Source organism: Salinicola lusitanus (assembly GCF_038648475.1).
GTDB classification, from domain to species: domain Bacteria; phylum Pseudomonadota; class Gammaproteobacteria; order Pseudomonadales; family Halomonadaceae; genus Salinicola; species Salinicola lusitanus.
This window is the reverse complement of record NZ_CP151919.1, coordinates 1,041,120-1,057,067: the sequence shown is the minus strand read 5'-3', so window position 1 is coordinate 1,057,067 and position 15,948 is coordinate 1,041,120. Positions and strand designations below refer to the sequence as shown.

Genomic DNA, 15,948 nt, shown 5'->3' with positions numbered 1-15,948 from the left:
CATGGAGTGTCAAAAAATGCCCCCAACGCAGGGTAGTCCGGCCTCCCGAGTTGGTGCGGCCAAGCCGTTCGACCTCGACTGGCTACAGCCAGACAAACACCGGTATGCGTTGTTGAACCCGCTGCATGTCGCATCCAGCGATCGCGACGACCTGGATAGCCGGACATTGCGAACGCCGAGCGTCAAGGTACGAGATCCGTTGCTGCCCCAATTGATCTGCCTGGAGTCACTTTCGCTGACGCAACGTGAGCATCTGGCCAAGCGGATCGAGCAGTATGCCAAGCGTGGCAGCGCCTTTCTGTCTGCCTTGCTGCAGAGTGAAGCGGATGCCGATGAGATGGTGAGCCACTTTCGTTTCACGCTCGAACAGGCACGCCCGGGCAGCCGGAGACGCTGGTGGCTCCGCTGCTATGACCCGAGGGTCTTTCGTCATCTCTGCTGGCTGCTCGAGACCGCGAGCATGGATCGCTTGCTGGGCCCTATCACTTGCTGGCGCTGGCCGGACCAGTACGGCCAGTGGCAGGCGCTCGAGCGCAACGAGGCGCCCGACCTGGCGATTCGTATACCGCTGCTGTCTGCCTCGCAGTGGTCATCCATTGATCGTATGGCCTCTCTCAACGCCATCATCGACCGGCTGGCCATGCTGAAGCCGGAGGCTGCGGTCTCATTCGACGATTACGGGGAGTTAGACGGCTTGCTGGTCAAGGCACAGCAGCTCGGCCTGACAGACGCTGAGGACCAACAACTCCACGCCGAGCAAGCCGCTCGTTTTCACCCACACATTCACGATCACCCCGAGATGCGACGGCGCCTCGATCAGACGGTCGAGACACAGGGCAGCTACGTGCGCCGCTGTGAAGACCTCTCAGCCCAGTCGTTACTCGCCATGGCACGGGAACTGGAGACCATCACATGAGTGGAGCATCCGACGACGTACAGTCGATCGCCAACTGTCGCGTATGCCAGCGCAGCGGGTTGCCGATCTTGCCGCTGCGGTACGCCGTTACGCGGACGGATGGGGGAGATCAGTCCGGCCACCCTCCTGGCCCCGAGATTAGTGGCGCTTTGCTCGATGAAAGCCTCACGGCAACGCCATTACCTGAAGGGCAACGCTATACGCTCAGGCTGCTGCGCGCGGGGTTTCTCTACGTGTTCAACGAGACGCGTGGCCGCTGGATCGGCCATGTCGTCACCGACAAGGGCTATCTGATCGAGTACGTCGACGTCTCTCATGACGAAGTGGTAGCGATCGATCCCGATAGCCCGCAGCCCATCGATGGCCGCTTGCAGCCGCCTGCCGATGAGCAGGAGTTCGCCTGCGCTGCCAACCCCTCTCACGCCTATCCGGGGCGTTGCGTAATGGTTCCCGATGCCGACAAGGCCGATAAGGTCTATCTGTCTTTTTCCGATGGGGCATGGACCAAGCGGGTGTGGAAAGAGCATGCAACGAATGTGAACCAGCGGCGTGACAACATGCGCCAGGTCTCGCTCGGGGCATGGCGTGGTGGTAGCGCGCCCTACGCAGAGTCGCTGGAAAAACTGGGGGACATTGTCGCCGAGGCTGGGCGTGTCTGGACGCCACCGGATCAGCTTGGTGCTTCCGGCACATGGCGACCCGGCGCTTCGGGAACCTGGGAACGTCAGGACGGACACGCTTTCGAGTTCAGCCCATTTCCGTTTCATGGCATGAAAGAGCAGGTCGAGGGACTCAAGCGGTGGGCAGACGAGCAGGCCGAACCGCTGGATATGACACCCATGCTGGTCGCGCTGGAAGACCCGGTGGGGATTTCGGCAGATCTGGCTGGTTTGATGGCGGTGCGTCTAAAGGAATTCATGAACAGCGATGGACGTCGCTGGCCCCTTGCCACTGCTGCCACGATCAACGCGCTGGAACCTGCCATTCGAGAACAGGCCAAATTTCGCTATATCGACAAAAGAGTTGATTCGGGGCCTCTGCATCGACCCATCTTCGCCGGTCCCGGACAGCCACCCTGGGAAGAGCAGCAACGTGTTCATGCCTATCATGATCGTCTGGAAGCAAGTCGAGAGGCAGGCACGGACTTTTACAAGCATGAGCGTGATAAAGCACGGAAAGAGGTTTCCAAGGGAATCACTCCTGAGGAGCTCCAACGGGAAGCCGATGACGCTTGGGAGCGATACCGTAGTCGCTTACGGGATGGCCAGCCTGAATTCTGGAAACAGACACAGTTCAAGCCGGAGCAGGAACGTTTCGATCAGAACGTTATGTTGCCACTGGTTCATGCCCACCAAGCTTGGCTGACAGGATCTTCCATCCAAAAGCAATTCGAAGCCCACTTCGACGACGAAGATGCCGAATCAGGACAGGCATTTACCGATACAGTGGTGTTGTGCATCCAAGACACGCAGCAGTACGGCCCCGCTTTTGAAAAGTACCTGGAGTGGCTGACCGCGCCTAGCATTACTGATGATAACTGGTTGTTGCGTGGCTTCCTTCTCAACTTGAAAGTAGTGCGTAACGCTGTCAATGCGCAGGCAGCGCCAAAACTGAAGATTGATCAAGTCGCCACGCTATCTTGGACTGGGCTGGTGGCGAGCTACCAGTCTGCTACTGAGCAATTCCCGGACACGCAAGCGGCTCCCGGTAGATTACTGGGCGCAGTTATGGCTCCTATGCTGAGCGCGCTGGATGAGCAGACAGTTCGACCGGCACTGATTGCGCTGGGTGTTATTTCGGGCCGCAAGGTAACCCATACGCGTGTGTCTGGGCATGTCGACGACGCCATCGATGGTCTTATTGCAGAGATGCAGCGTGTCAACCCAGCTCTGCAAGGCGCCGATCAAACCTTGCTCAAGGAAAAGTTGCGGATCGAGACTCGTGGCAACTATCGACATATGCAATCACTGGGCAAAGGCAATTTCGATATTTCCATGGTTTTCGATACACTTTCCATCGAGGAAATCGATACCTCTAGCGACGGGCGCACGGTCGCTAACCGAGTCGCTGGTACGGTCATGGATTACAATCAATGGCGCCAGACACAGGGTTCGGTCTGGGGCTCTATCGGGGATCGAAAAACTCAGTTAGGTATTGTCAGTCTTGTCTTGGGTATATGGGCTATTTCTGCCCAGTCCAAAGCCATGGACGAGGCGATTTCCGATGAAAGCACCGAGACGCAATGGCGTTTTTGTGCACTGGTTGCTGGAGCTGCTGGATCATTCGCGGATACCGGTCATGCCATTCTGGAGCGCTCCAGCCGGATAGGCGGAAGACTGGCACAAAAAACAGGAAAGATATGGCAAGGTGTGTTGAGAATTGGCGGGAGATTGCTAGGCTTTGCGGCTGCGGCAGTGATGGCATTTTGGGATGGGTATAATTTTGTTGACAAGCTGAAAAAAGGTCAGGTCGGAATGGCTATTCTTTATTTGGCATCAGCCGTTTCCGGGCTTGGTGCATTTGTCTTTTTGACTATATTTAGCGCAACGGGGGTCGGTTTTTTGTTTGCGGCCACAGTGATAGTGGTTAATATTTTTATTGCGCTGTGGTCTAACAATGCACTTCAAGACTGGGTGGAAAAATGCTATTTCGGCGCCGAGGACTCCGGTGATAGATTTTCTAGCTTAAGAGCCGAAGCAGACGCGTTCGAAGCTCTTGCCCAACAACAGGGGGAAGGAGCATGAATTTTACCGGGCTGGGGCCCTATAAATGGAAGTATAAGGTCGATCGTAAGCTAACTGATGAAGAGAGACTGAATTACCTTGATAAAGGCAAAAAGGCTAGTGAAGATATTTGTGATGAACTCTCCGTAGTTCGTATCAACGGCACGTATCTAGAACTCGTTGACCGCTGGTATGCTGATAAAGGGCATGCGGTGGTTTATGGTGTTGTTGGAGCAGTCCCTGCTTTTGCCATTGCTCTAATGTCTATAAATGCGGTTCCGGATGTTAATGGTGTGGCGGCAACTTCCTTAATAGCTGTTGCAATATTTCTGATGGCAGTTTTCTGTTTCGCGTTTCTCTACCTTGTTCACTTCGAAGCTTTCCGAAAAACGCATTACCCTATTCGACTAAATCGCAAGAATCGTACGGTTTATGCTTTTCTTCCTGAAGGTAATATTGTTAGGGCTTCTTGGGACGATTTGTTCGTCTGCAAATGTCGTAATTATGTACCCTTGATGGGGAGAGAGTTCTACGATATCCGTGCTCATGTGCTGGACAAAGATGGCGTGACAGTTCGGGAAACCTTTGCGTTGGGGTATCCCTATTTTGGTGACGAGGAGCGTCTCTCCCCTCTGTGGGAATATATCAGAAGTTATATGGAAGACGACAAAGGTGTGAAAAAAAATTATGAGGCAACCAAGCTTTGCATGCCAGTTAGTGAACGTCGAGAAGGGGTTTATTTCGGTATCGTTCGGGGGTTTGGTATAGCGGCCTTTTCACCTTTTATTGCACAGACATTGATGTCCCCAATCTGGGCGGTGATTGTTTGGGGGCGGCTAATCGCCATGTACACAAGTCGCGTTCCACGCTGGCCCCAGAAAGTTGAAGCAGAGTGCAAGGTTGATGATAATGATCCTTGGCGTAAGGATTGGCGCGATAATAGTAAATTTACTTTCATCGAAGGGCCATGGCCTGTTATCTGGTTTTTGATCGGTAGTGCGATCGCCATTACCGCCATCTACTTAACTATCACCAGTATTGCTAATGCCATGTGAATATTGTGTACGCACCCTTTGGCCGCGCGCTTCGGGAAACTGGGCGCGTCGGGACTGACATTCTTTCGAATCTAGCCTGTTTCCGTTCCATACTTGCTGCTGCTGCCGTTTGCCTCAGTGGCCACAGGCGATGATCGATAAATGCGGGGAAGGGGTGCTTCCTAAACGATAGTACTGGTTGCTTACTTAGCGAAGCCTCAAGTGACTCGCAATATTGTAATCGAAAGCCCTTAATAGAGCTGGTTTATGTTCTCTGGATGTAGAGCCTATAAGATCAATAGACGCGTATCTCAAGAAGAGATGCGCTCTCATTTTCTACTGCAGAAGGCTTCTTCTTATCTGCCTGACCCTTGTGGTGCGCTTGTTCGCTTTAACTCTGAGTTTTGCGAGATGATAGATTGTAGTGAACGTCAAAGGGGGATGTCAAAAACACTAGTCTGTTTATTGGGGGCCTTCGTGCTTTTTTCTTGCGGGGTCTCTGTCTTTTTTATGCTTCTGTCTGATTATTTTTCGCAAGCAATCGATGCCGTGTTTTTACTCGTTTTTACTTTTATCTTCGTCGTTGTCGCGGGTGGAGGAAGTTGGCTTCTCTGGAGAATGTATCTTAGATATGACTTTTTTCTTGGAGGTATTTTCCTGTTCGATTCAACAGGGTGACGGGTAAGGTTTTTGTGTTCAGGAGCGAAGAGTTTGGCGGGGTCTTGGCTCTGGATTGGAGAGATGTGTATTGGCATATAGGGACGGACGAAACAGGCAAGGTATGCACCCTGAGAGGGCATGTGTTAAATGAATCTATAGCTGTGGATACCTTTTCGGTAGGTAACTTCTTCCATCGGGATGAGGTTTATCGTGTGCTCTCTCTTTGGTGTTTCTTGGAAAAATATATGGAGCATGGGCCCCAAGATGCGGGCCCGGTCTCTGGAGATGAGTTTATTTATTATTCGACACGAGTGAGCTTGAGGAATTGTTTGGTTAGAGTTGTTTCGAATCTTCCTCCTCTCTTGTTGTCTCTACGCTATAAGCTTTTCTTTTTTTACTATCCGCTTGTATTTTCCTTGATCCTTACTCAGTGGTTGGCTTTGAAATCATGCCGTGAGCCCAAGTGGCCGGAATTTGTCGAGGCCTCATGTGCTTCTCATTCTCAAAGATCGTCTGTCTGGACAGAGCCTGAAAGGATCGGCCAGTTTTTGAGTAATGATATTTTCTATAAGCGCCTGCTCGAAAAAGAAAACTTCAACAAGAGTGTGTTTGAGAGTGGCTCAGGTTTTGTTGGGTTTTAGGTGCTCTTGGGAGACTTTGTTTTGAAAAGTATAGGCGTATTTCTTTTGTGTGGGCTTTTGGTTTTCTTGTCGGGCTGCGAAGAGGATCAGCCTGATAAGGTGGAAGCCGTCGTAAGTATTCTCGAGTGCGAGCCTGGCAACATCTTCTACAAGTCAGATGATGCAAAGGCTGTTGTCGTTGCAACTGCCCCAGTCATGGGCCCTCCCCCAGAAGGTCATGTGAGCATTGCTTTCAAAAGCAAGGGGGAAGTGCTGGCCACTGGGGCAGCCAAGTTGCATCAACAGCTTGGGTCTATTGGGTCTAGTGATCCTAATCATACTTCTGTTTATAAGGCGGAAGTCAACTCAGGTGAACGGTTGGAAGCCCTAGATGAGTGTGAGGTTTCTAAGTACACGAGTGACTCAGGCGAAGCGGTTAGATTTACGGTCAAACCGTTTTCACAATAAAGTGGCTATCTATCAAAAGTATCAGGTTGAGGGAGCAGAAGGTGTTGGCGGTTACAAGGTTCGGCGATTTTGATTGCAATGCGCAAGACAGGCAGCCATTGACCTGTCTTCAATGACGCTCGCCGTGGTGGTAGGGGAGATGTCGTCGGCGGGAACGATTACTTGATCGAATATATCGACGTTTCTTATGACGAGCTGCTGGCGCTTGCCTCTGACGCACCTGGGCTGATTGATGCTGATACCCACACACCGGCCGACGATGACGATTTTCCCTACCGCGGCAATCCTGAGCATGTCTATCCAAGGCGCTGCATCACGCTACCGGCGGCTCAGGACGCCACAGGGCTTTACCTCGCCTTCTCGGATGACCGATGCCCTCAAACGCTTTCTCGTTCCACCAGCTTCACTCCCAGGTCCAGACGTTTCTCCGCCTCCGGGAGTTCGCTGGCGAGGCTGGCCAGCAGCAGCCGGGCGGTGTGCTGGCCGATCTCACGGCGTGGCGGTTCGATAGTGGTGAGCGGGGGGACGGTGCTGGTGGTGAAGTCCAGGTTGCCGAAGCCGGCAAGGGCGATGTGGCCAGGAATATCCCACTTCTGTCGCTGGCACTCGCACAGCACGCCGAGCGCCACCATGTCGTTGGAACAGGCAATGGCTTCGATCTCCGGATGATCCTGCATCAGCGCTCGAGTCAGCCGCCCGGTCTTCTCGGCGTGGCTGCGTCCGCTCAGCTCCCGCAGCTCGACCGTCCCGCCGGCGGCTTCCACTGTCTCTCGAAAGCCGTGGTAGCGATCCCGCGCGCGCACGTCGCGCTCGAAGTTGGTGCTGACGAACGCCATCCGTCGGCGTCCCTGCCGCAGCATGTGCTCGGCCACCAGGCGGCCACAGGTGTGGTGGGAAAATCCCACCACCATGTCCAGCCCCGGCTGGCCGTAGTCCCACATCTCGACGATGGGCGTATCGTTGTTGGCCAGCACCGATAGCGACTTGCGGGTGTGCAGGAAGCCGGTCAGCACCAGGCCGGCGGGGTTCCAGCTCAGAATCGAGCGAATCAGTTCCTCTTCCCGCGAGTCGTCGAATTCGGTGTTGCCGATCAGCAGTTGATAACCGGCGCTTCGCAGATGACGCTCGAGGGTTTCCAGCGTCTCCGAGAAGAACGAGTTGGTGATGGTGGGCACCAGCACGCCGATCACGTTGGAGCGCGACGATGCCAGCCCGCCGGCCATGGTGTTGGGCAGGTAGCCCAGCCGGTCGATGGCCGCCTGGATCTTCTCGGCGCGCCCAAGGGAGACCTCGTCCGGCCGACGTAGATAGAGTGACACCGTGCTCGGTGACACGTCTGCCAGTCTGGCGACTTCCCCCATGGTGACGCGCTGCGAACCGCGTCGTCGTCGTTTGGCCAAGATTCCGTTACCTCGTCTCCGACCCCGCGCTCGGACCGGATAAGCAGATGAATTTTTTCGTCCCCCTCTCAGCTCTGTCTGAAAAACCGGCGAGCGATGACCAGACAAGGCAAAAATTGACGAAAGAGCGGAGTTTACGAGGTGTAAATGAGCATCTTGAGTCAATTTTTAACGCCGTATGGGCGAGTGCAGCATTTTTCAGACAAAGCGTAGGGCCCGCCCGCTAGTGTAACGGGCCTGGCGCGGCGCTTCGTAAGGGGAGAAGCGCCGCGCTCGGACCGCGACCTGGGTCGGGGTCTACGACGAATGGACGATGTCGACGCGTTGTTAGCGTTCATTCGTAGCGCTACGATTTTAAGCCATGTCGAGAGCGAATTCTCCTGAATGGTCTCGAATGAGACCAATTATCTAAAGGCAGCGCTGGTTTCGGTTTTTTTCGCAGCGCTACGAAATGGAGCCAACCATGAAGTCACTGCGCTATTCCCTGGCCGCCCTGGCCCTGATCGGCACCACTCATGCGGCCATGGCGGCCGACAATCTGGAGATCATCGTGCCGTTCGCGGCAGGTGGTGCGACCGATATCGTCGCCCGCAGCTTCGAGCCGACCTTTTCGCAACAGCTGGGTGTCACGTCGGTGGTGCGCAATGTCGCCGGTGCCAGCGCCACGGTGGGCACGGCGGAGGTCGCCAACAGCGAGGGCAACCCCAATATCATCGGCTACGAGCCTGCCGGTGCGCTGTCGATCCAGCCCTCGCTGAAGAAGTTGCCCTACGGTCCGGACAGCTTCACCTACATCTGCCGCACCGTTTCCAACCCGATGTTCCTGATGGTCTCGAAGTCCTCCGATATCACCTCGTTCCAGCAGCTGGTGGAGGAATCCCAGGATCAGCCGTTCCTCTATGGCTCCTCCGGTCCGGGGACGCTGCCGCATCTCGCCATGGCGGCGACCGTGGTCAACAGTGATCTCAAGGCCGAACACGTGCCCTACAGCGGCTCGGGCCCGGCGATGAACGCGCTGGCCGGCAACGAGATCCAGATCATGGCGGACACCGAAACCATCCTCGAGAACTACGATCTGCGCCCGCTGGCGGTATTCGCCGATCACCGCGTCGAGGGTTATGACGACGTGCCGACGATCGAGGAGCTTGGCCTGCCGGCGCTGGATTTCTCGGTCTGGCAGGGTGTCGTCGCGCCCAAGGGGATCTCGGACGAGCGTGCCAAGCAGTACGCCGAGGCGTGCAAGGCGACCGTCGAATCGGACAAGTTCAAGACCTTTGCCGACAAGGCCAAGGCGAACATCGCCTATCTCGGGCCGGACGACTTCAAGGCGTTCGTTCAGAAGCGCTTCGAGGCCAACAAGCAGGTGCTCGAGGATGCGGGGCTGACACAGTAATCCGTCCACCGCTCATCAGGAGTCGCGATCCATGTTGGCAACCTTGATACATCCTCGGGTCCTGACTGCACTGGCGCTGCTGGTGGCCGGTGCAGGGCTCTCGATCACCGCCTGGCAGGGGCCCGAGAGCGCCATGCTGGTGCCGCGTATCGTGCTCACGATCTGGTGTGTGATGGCCCTGGCGATATTGGTCGGCGAGCTGATCCGCCAAGCACCGAGGCAACGCACGGCGAAGGCGCCAAGGGCGCGCTCGCCGCTGCCGCTTTTGATGGCGGCGGTGCTGATCGCCGCGGTGGCCACGGCGAGCCTCGGTTTCCTGATCCCGGTGCTGCCGCTGGTGGCGCTGACGCTATGGCTGTTTCGAATCCGGCGGCCGCTGCCGTTGGTGCTGGGAACGATCGTGATCGGCGGCGGGCTGTGGTTCCTGTTCCATCACGTGCTGATGATCCGGTTGCCGGCGCTGCTTACGAATGGAGTGATCTGAGATGGACGTGATTCTGGCGGCGGTCGGCGACGCCTTCACCTGGAAGGCGCTGCTCGCCATCGTGATCGGCACCTGGGCGGGCATCATCATCGGTGGGCTGCCCGGGCTGGGCTCGGTGGTGGGCTTGACGATCTTTCTGCCGTTCACCTTCGGCATGGATGTCATCACCAGCATGGCGCTGTTGATCGGTGTCTACTGCGGTTCGGTCTACGGCGGGTCGATCACCGCGATCCTGATCAATACGCCCGGTACGCCGCAGTCGGCGGCAACGACGTTCGACGGCTACCCGATGACCCAGCAGGGCCGGGTCGACGAAGCACTCGGCTGGGCGACCTTCGCCTCGTTCTTCGGCGGCGTGCTCTCCTGCGTGCTGCTGATCTTCTGCGCCCCGCAGCTGGCCAAGTTCGCGGTCAATTTCGGTTCGATCGAGGTCTTCGCGCTGGTCTGCCTGGCGATGCTCTGCATCGTCGGGATCTCCCGCGGCAGCCTGCTCAAGGGCCTCGTCTGCGGGATGATGGGCTTCTTCTTCTCGATGGTAGGCAGCGATCCCATCACCGGCGCCGACCGCTTCACCTTCGGCACCTATGCGCTCAGCTCCGGGCTGGATCTGATTCCGGTGGTGGTGGGCGCCTTCGCGCTGTCGGAAGTCTTCGTGCGTTTCTCCTCTCGGGACGAGGAGGCCACCACCATTCCGGAGGCACGGTTGCGCTTTCCCGGCCTGCGCGATATCGGCCGACGCCTGATCGAACTGGTGCGCGGCTCTTTCATCGGCAGTTTCGTCGGCGCCTTGCCGGGTACCGGCGCGGCCGCGGCGGCCTTCATCAGCTATGCCGCGGCCCAGAAACTGTCGCCGCGGCGGGCCAATCTGGGCAAGGGCGAGCCGGACGGCATCATCGCCTCGGAGTCCTCCAACAATGCGGTGACCGGCAGCGCCTTCATTCCCACCCTGGCGCTGGGCATCCCCGGCGATGTGGTCACGGCGATGATGATGGGTGCCATGGTGATCCACGGCATCACCCCGGGGGTACGGCTGATGCAGGACCAGGCGCAGACGGTCTACGCGCTGTTCGTGGTGCTGATCATCGTCAACGTCGCCATGCTGGTTCTGAGCAAGCCCTCCATCGGCCTGTTCCGCTATCTGTTCAAGCTGCCGCTGGGCTTCGTCATGGGCGGCATCGTGATGTTCAGCTTCATCGGTGCCGTGTCGGTACGCGGCAATCCGCTGGACCTGGTGGTCGCGGCGCTGACCGGCATTCTCGCCTATGTGCTGCGCCGCGGCGGCTATCCGCTGGCACCGCTGGTGATCGGCATGGTGCTGGGGCCAGCGCTGGAGAGTTCGCTGCGCCGGGGGCTGTTGATCTCGCGGGGCGACTTCCTGTCGTTCTTCACCCATAGCGGTATCGCCACCACGCTGTTCGTGCTGATCGGGCTATTTCTGATCTGGACGGTGACGGCGGGCGTGCTCGAGTGGCGGGCGAGAGTCGCGACTCGCCGCAAGGCTGCCTCCGCTCAACCCGTTTCCGAATAAGGGATCCTGCATGAAGATCACCGATATCAAGACTCACGTTCTCGCCGCGCCGCTGGATCAGCCGTTCTCGTTCTCCCAGGGCTGGGTGCGTCAGCGCACCGCCATGCTGGTGGAGGTTCACTCCGAGGATGGCCTGGTCGGCTGGGGCGAATGCGTCAACCACGGCCTGCAGCCGCCGCAGGTCGCCCAGGCGATGGTCGAGTACGCGCTCAAGCCGCTGGTGATCGGACGCTCGGTTTTCGAGCGCGAAGTCTTGTGGGAGACGATGTACAACCACTCCCGCCCCTACGGTCAGAAGGGCGTGGCGCTGTTCGGCATCGCCGCCATCGACACCGCGCTGTGGGATCTGGCCGGCAAGGCGCTGGGCCAGCCGATCCACCGCTTGATGGGTGGCGCGTTCCGCCATCAGATACGCCCCTACGCCACTGGCTTCTATCGTCGCGAGGGCGGCAACTATCCCGAGGAAGTGGTCGAAGAGGCGCTGCGTCATCAGGCCAACGGCTACCGCGCGATGAAGATCAAGACCGGCTTCGGCATCGAGGCGGACCTGCGCGACATGCGCGCGGTGCGCGAGGCCGTGGGCGATGAGATCGCGCTGATGATGGATGCCAACTGCGCCTACAGCGTGCCGGCGGCACGGCGCATCTTGATGGAGCTGGAGGAGAGCCGGGTTCACCTGTTCGAGGAGCCGCTGAGCCCGGAGAACCGCCACGGCTATCGCGAGCTCAAGGGCGTTTCGCGTACCTGGATCGCCGCCGGCGAGAACGAGTACTCCAAGATCGGCTACCGGGACTGGATCAGCGAAGGGGCGTTGGACGTGATCCAGCCCGATATCGGCGCCGCCGGTGGGCTGACCGAATGCCGCAAGATCGCCGCCTTGGCCCAGGCCTTTCACGTGCCGGTGATGCCGCACGTCTGGGGCACCGGTATCGGTCTGGCGGCGGCTGTGCAGCTGATCGCCACCTTGCCGCCGCAGCCGCTCTCGCTCACCCCCGACGAACCGATGCTCGAGTACGATCAATCGGCGCATCCGTTCCGTCAGGAGCTGATTGGCGGCGAGTTCCAGCTCAACGCCAGCGGCTGCGTCGAGGTGCTCGACAAGCCTGGTCTCGGGATCGAGATCGATCGCGCGGTCATCGATCACTACACCATTCGCTGAGTCGTGCCCCAGGAGAGCCTCATGAGTCGGAATCGTAAAATCTTGCTGCTGGGCGTCGACGGGTTGATCCCCGAGCTGGTCGAGCGCTTCTGCGCCGAGGGCGCGCTGCCGAATATTCAGCGCCTGCGCGACGAAGGTGGCTCCACGCGGCTGCTGCCCTATATCTCGACCTGGGGCGACACCAACTTCGTCAGCTTTCTCACCGGCCAGGCGCCCGGCACCAGCTGGGTCGGCCAGCGCCAGCCGCCCAGCGGCACCGGACACCTGCTGGAGCTGATGCGCGACGCCGGCCATCGTGCCGCGCTGGTCCATTTTCCCGAAAGCCTGGTGCCCGCGGGCGAGCGCGATCTCTGCTTCGCCCCGTTCTGGAGCGGCAGTGGCCCCGCGCCGATGGAGCTGGCGCCGGCGTGCCTGCACAGCACCGATCTCGACCGGTGGACCTCGACGCCGTCGAGCGAGGCGCTGGGCTGGCCGCCCACCGGCACGCTGGCCCATCACCAGAAGCACAATCGCTTCGCCATCGAGCGCACGGATGACGGTTTCGTCGCCTTGATCCCTGCCCATCGTGACAAGCCGGTGCCGGTAATGCTGCGTCTCGACGGCGAGCGGCTTCGGCTCCAGTTGGCGCGGGCCGAAGCGAGCCTCAGCGTCGGCGAATGGAGCGACTGGCTCCCGCTGGCGGACGAGCATGCCCTCGAAGGCAAGCCGGCGGCGGTGCGCTTCAAGCTGCTCGATCTCGATGTCGCCAACGGCAGGATCGACCTGCTGCAGTCCCAGATCGCCGCCCCGGAAGGCAGCAGCGGCAGGCCGGGCCTGGCGCGCCGACTGATCGAGCGCCACGGCCCGTTCATCTCCAAGTGGGCGGTCTCCGCCGACCCCGATACCCGCTACTTCGAGACCAGCTTCGAGGAGGGGCGCTACCAGCTCGAATGGCTGGTCGACAGCGCGCTGACACTGCTGGGCGACGAGGGATTTTCGCTCTTCGCCACGGTGTTCCGGCTCAACGACGAGACCCACCACACCTGTCTCGCCCAGTGCGATCCCGAATCCAAGTTCTACACCGCCAGCGATCACGCGCGTTATCTCGAGGTGATCCGGCACTCGTACCGCATTCTCGACGACGCCGTGGGCCGGGCGCTGGCCGGCTGCGATGACGACACCACGCTGGTGCTCGCCTCCGATCACGGTGACGTCCCCAACTCCCACCTCTGTGATATCCACAGGCGGTTGGCGGAATTCGACCTGTGCACGATCGATGGCGAGGGCAAGCCTGATGTGGCCACGAGCCAGGCCTTCCTCAAGGACGAGCGCGGTGGGCTGGAGATCTTCGTCAATCGCGACCTCGTGCCGAGTGGCGAGATCGATCGCGTGCAGACGCGCATCCTCAAGGCGCTGAACACCTGGTATGTCGACACGCCGGGCGGCGAGCGCAACGTGGTCGCGCTGGCGCTCAAGAAGCAGGACGCCAGCCCGCTCGGCTACTGGGGCGAGCGGATGGGCGACGTGCTCTTCGCCTATGCCCCCGGTTTCGTCTGGGGCACCAACCAGCGGGGCGATACCGTCGCCGAACTCGTCACCCCCGGCGCCAACCACGGCCCGCAGGTGCCCACCGCCAGCACTGGGTTCGCCTCCAACCACGGCGTGGCGTTCTTCCACGGCGCCGGCATTCGGCCCGACGTCGAGCTGGCGTTCGATACCGCTCGCGGCATCCAGCGCATGGACAGCGCCGGGGCGACGTTCGCCCGGCTACTGGGACTCTCCACCGATTCGCTGGAGGGGAAGGTGCTTGAGGGATTGGTGGAGTCGGAGCTGCGATAGGATCGGTCGGTACGTCAAACCTTGAGAAAGTCGGTGAGCGCGCGTAGTGGCCGCAGAAATCGACGTGAGCGTGGCGCAAGTCGCGCTCGCTTGGCTCATCGGTGATACGAGGAGGGGGGTGCTGTTGCTCGGTCCGAGTCGTCCGACACAGCTGTAGGCGAACATCGCGGCCCTGAAGGTGACGCTATCGGCTCGTCAGCGTGCCAGACTGGATGCCGTCAGCGCACTGCCAACGATCCATCCCTATTTCATCTTCGATCTACCGCGCGGGATGCTGTTTGGCGGTCATGCTGTTTCACGCTGGGCACGCCAACGACCTTGGCAGCCCTACGACGACTGTTACCGACAGATGGAGTCATGACATGTTTGACGTGGTGATCGGCGAGTTCATGGATGCCACTACCGTCGAGACACTCGAGTCCCTGCTAAGCCGCAGCGATGGCGTGACCGAGGCGATCGCTTCCCTGCACCCAGGCAGCGTGCTGATCAACACCGCTCGCGGCGGAATCGTCGACGAGTCGGCACTCGCCGATGCCTTGTGCGAAGGGCGCATCGGTGGCGCCATGCTCGATGTGTTCGAACGCGAGCCCCTGCCCGCCGACAGCGGCTTGAGGCGGGCCAGTGGCTGCAACCTGGTGCTGACGCCCCATGTCGCCGGCGTCACCCATGAGTCGAACGTCAATATCAGCGCCATGACCGCCCGCAACGTGAGCCGGGTACTGGAGGGCAACGCATGAGCCATCGGCGACTGTCGATCCCCCAGGCCCGCGAGCTGGCAACGCAGGCCCTGCAGGCGGCGGGCGTGGGCGCCCGCGAGGCCGATATCACTGGCCGGGCGCTGGTCGCCGCCGAATGCGACGGTCTCTCCTCCCATGGCCTGGCTCGACTGCCGTTCTATCTCGACCAGATCCTGAGCGGCAAGGTCGTGAGTAACGCCGTCCCCGACGTCCAGGTCCGCGGCAGCGTGGTTCACGTCGACGCCGGACACGGGCTGGCGTTTCCGGCCATCGCGGCGGGGGTCGACCGTGTCCTGCCGGTGGCGAAGGAACTGGGGGTGGCCGCTATCGCGATCCGGCGCTCCCATCACTTCGGGGTCGCCGGCCATCCGGTGGAGTCGCTGGCCCGGTCCGGCCTGCTGGCGATGGCGTTCAGCAACGCGCCCTCCGCCATGGCGCCCTGGGGGGGAAGGGTACCGCTGTTCGGCACCAACCCGATCGCCTTCGCCTCCCCGCGAGCCTCGGCCGAACCGCTGGTGATCGATCTGTCGCTGTCCAAGGTGGCGCGGGGCAAGGTGATGCTGGCCAAGAAGGCCGGCGACACGATTCCTGCCGGCTGGGCCATCGATGTCGAAGGCCGCGATACCACCGATCCCGATGCCGCCCTCGCTGGCAGCATGGTGCCCATGGGCGACGCCAAGGGCGCTTCGCTGGCACTGATGATCGAGCTGCTCACGGCCGGGCTCACGGGCGGCCACTTCGGCTTCGAGGCGACCTCGTTCTTCGACGCGGAGGGAGAGCCGCCCAGTGTCGCGCATCTGCTGCTGGCGTTCGATCCCGATCGCTTCGGCGCCGGCTATCTGGCCCGGGCCGAGCGGCTGTTCTCGGCGATGCTCTCGCAAGAGGGCGTGCGGCTCCCGGGGCAGCGGCGCTACGGCTTGAGACGCCAGTTCGAGGCCGACGGCATCCAGCTGCCGGAAGCGCTGATCGACTCGCTGCAGCGCTACGCCGGGAAGCCGCTCTGATGGC

At 59.9% G+C, this 15,948-nt stretch carries 13 protein-coding genes; 12 read left to right on the top strand and 1 reads right to left on the bottom strand.

Going from position 1 to position 15,948, the window contains the following annotated elements; all coding sequences use genetic code 11:
* Positions 1 to 16 precede the first annotated feature (16 nt).
* The 5 genes from AAGT95_RS04910 to AAGT95_RS04890 all read left to right on the top strand — a co-directional run bounded on the left by AAGT95_RS04910 (position 17) and on the right by AAGT95_RS04890 (position 6,421).
* Entirely contained in the window at positions 17 to 916 is a 900-nt protein-coding gene (locus tag AAGT95_RS04910; protein ID WP_342595721.1) for a DUF4123 domain-containing protein, read from the top strand.
* Positions 913 to 3,660, top strand: coding sequence for a T6SS effector BTH_I2691 family protein (locus AAGT95_RS04905; protein WP_342595720.1), 2,748 nt, complete (start codon positions 913 to 915; stop codon positions 3,658 to 3,660). The genes AAGT95_RS04910 and AAGT95_RS04905 overlap by 4 nt, the downstream gene beginning before the upstream one ends.
* Complete coding sequence (locus AAGT95_RS04900; protein WP_342595719.1) at positions 3,657 to 4,694, top strand: DUF6708 domain-containing protein; 1,038 nt, start codon at positions 3,657 to 3,659, stop codon at positions 4,692 to 4,694. Before AAGT95_RS04905 ends, AAGT95_RS04900 begins: the two co-directional genes overlap by 4 nt.
* Before the next feature lie 653 nt (positions 4,695 to 5,347).
* Positions 5,348 to 5,974 carry a DUF6708 domain-containing protein gene (locus AAGT95_RS04895; protein ID WP_342595718.1) on the top strand — a complete coding sequence of 209 codons (627 nt, stop codon included), beginning with the start codon at positions 5,348 to 5,350 and terminating at the stop codon, positions 5,972 to 5,974.
* Positions 5,975 to 5,995: 21 nt separating this feature from the next.
* Positions 5,996 to 6,421, top strand: coding sequence for a hypothetical protein (locus AAGT95_RS04890; RefSeq protein ID WP_342595717.1), 426 nt, complete (start codon positions 5,996 to 5,998; stop codon positions 6,419 to 6,421).
* Positions 6,422 to 6,798: 377 nt separating this feature from the next.
* On the opposite strand, the gene AAGT95_RS04885 is transcribed toward AAGT95_RS04890, so the two are convergent.
* Positions 6,799 to 7,821 (bottom strand): LacI family DNA-binding transcriptional regulator, encoded by a 1,023-nt coding sequence (locus AAGT95_RS04885; protein ID WP_342595716.1) that lies wholly within the window; start codon positions 7,819 to 7,821, stop codon positions 6,799 to 6,801.
* A 463-nt stretch (positions 7,822 to 8,284) separates the two neighbouring features.
* Here AAGT95_RS04885 and AAGT95_RS04880 point away from each other — a divergent pair, with 463 nt between their 5' ends.
* From AAGT95_RS04880 to AAGT95_RS04850, 7 genes are all read left to right on the top strand, one after another.
* On the top strand, positions 8,285 to 9,214 hold the full coding sequence (locus AAGT95_RS04880) for a tripartite tricarboxylate transporter substrate binding protein (RefSeq protein WP_342595715.1): 930 nt from the start codon (positions 8,285 to 8,287) through the stop codon (positions 9,212 to 9,214).
* A 31-nt stretch (positions 9,215 to 9,245) separates the two neighbouring features.
* Complete coding sequence (locus AAGT95_RS04875) at positions 9,246 to 9,698, top strand: tripartite tricarboxylate transporter TctB family protein (RefSeq protein ID WP_110601424.1); 453 nt, start codon at positions 9,246 to 9,248, stop codon at positions 9,696 to 9,698.
* Position 9,699: 1 nt separating this feature from the next.
* Entirely contained in the window at positions 9,700 to 11,226 is a 1,527-nt protein-coding gene (locus AAGT95_RS04870) for a tripartite tricarboxylate transporter permease (RefSeq protein WP_342595714.1), read from the top strand.
* A gap of 10 nt (positions 11,227 to 11,236) precedes the next feature.
* Positions 11,237 to 12,385: a mandelate racemase/muconate lactonizing enzyme family protein gene (locus tag AAGT95_RS04865; RefSeq protein ID WP_342595713.1), complete on the top strand. Its 1,149-nt coding sequence runs from the start codon at positions 11,237 to 11,239 to the stop codon at positions 12,383 to 12,385.
* 21 nt (positions 12,386 to 12,406) lie between these two features.
* On the top strand, positions 12,407 to 14,203 hold the full coding sequence (locus tag AAGT95_RS04860; protein ID WP_342595712.1) for an alkaline phosphatase family protein: 1,797 nt from the start codon (positions 12,407 to 12,409) through the stop codon (positions 14,201 to 14,203).
* 362 nt (positions 14,204 to 14,565) lie between these two features.
* Positions 14,566 to 14,940: an NAD(P)-dependent oxidoreductase gene (locus tag AAGT95_RS04855; RefSeq protein WP_342595711.1), complete on the top strand. Its 375-nt coding sequence runs from the start codon at positions 14,566 to 14,568 to the stop codon at positions 14,938 to 14,940.
* Positions 14,937 to 15,944, top strand: a complete 1,008-nt coding sequence (locus AAGT95_RS04850) for an Ldh family oxidoreductase (RefSeq protein WP_342595710.1) — start codon at positions 14,937 to 14,939, stop codon at positions 15,942 to 15,944. Before AAGT95_RS04855 ends, AAGT95_RS04850 begins: the two co-directional genes overlap by 4 nt.
* The last annotated feature ends 4 nt before the right edge of the window (positions 15,945 to 15,948 follow it).

Excerpts from the sequence above, each read along its gene's own strand:
- AAGT95_RS04910 (WP_342595721.1), top strand. The coding sequence starts at position 17 with ATGCCCCCAACGCAGGGTAGTCCGGCCTCCCGAGTTGGTGCGGCCAAG.
- AAGT95_RS04905 (WP_342595720.1), top strand. The coding sequence starts at position 913 with ATGAGTGGAGCATCCGACGACGTACAGTCGATCGCCAACTGTCGCGTA.
- AAGT95_RS04900 (WP_342595719.1), top strand. The coding sequence starts at position 3,657 with ATGAATTTTACCGGGCTGGGGCCCTATAAATGGAAGTATAAGGTCGAT.
- AAGT95_RS04880 (WP_342595715.1), top strand. The coding sequence starts at position 8,285 with ATGAAGTCACTGCGCTATTCCCTGGCCGCCCTGGCCCTGATCGGCACC.
- AAGT95_RS04875 (WP_110601424.1), top strand. The coding sequence starts at position 9,246 with ATGTTGGCAACCTTGATACATCCTCGGGTCCTGACTGCACTGGCGCTG.
- AAGT95_RS04870 (WP_342595714.1), top strand. The coding sequence starts at position 9,700 with ATGGACGTGATTCTGGCGGCGGTCGGCGACGCCTTCACCTGGAAGGCG.
- AAGT95_RS04865 (WP_342595713.1), top strand. The coding sequence starts at position 11,237 with ATGAAGATCACCGATATCAAGACTCACGTTCTCGCCGCGCCGCTGGAT.
- AAGT95_RS04860 (WP_342595712.1), top strand. The coding sequence starts at position 12,407 with ATGAGTCGGAATCGTAAAATCTTGCTGCTGGGCGTCGACGGGTTGATC.
- AAGT95_RS04855 (WP_342595711.1), top strand. The coding sequence starts at position 14,566 with ATGTTTGACGTGGTGATCGGCGAGTTCATGGATGCCACTACCGTCGAG.
- AAGT95_RS04850 (WP_342595710.1), top strand. The coding sequence starts at position 14,937 with ATGAGCCATCGGCGACTGTCGATCCCCCAGGCCCGCGAGCTGGCAACG.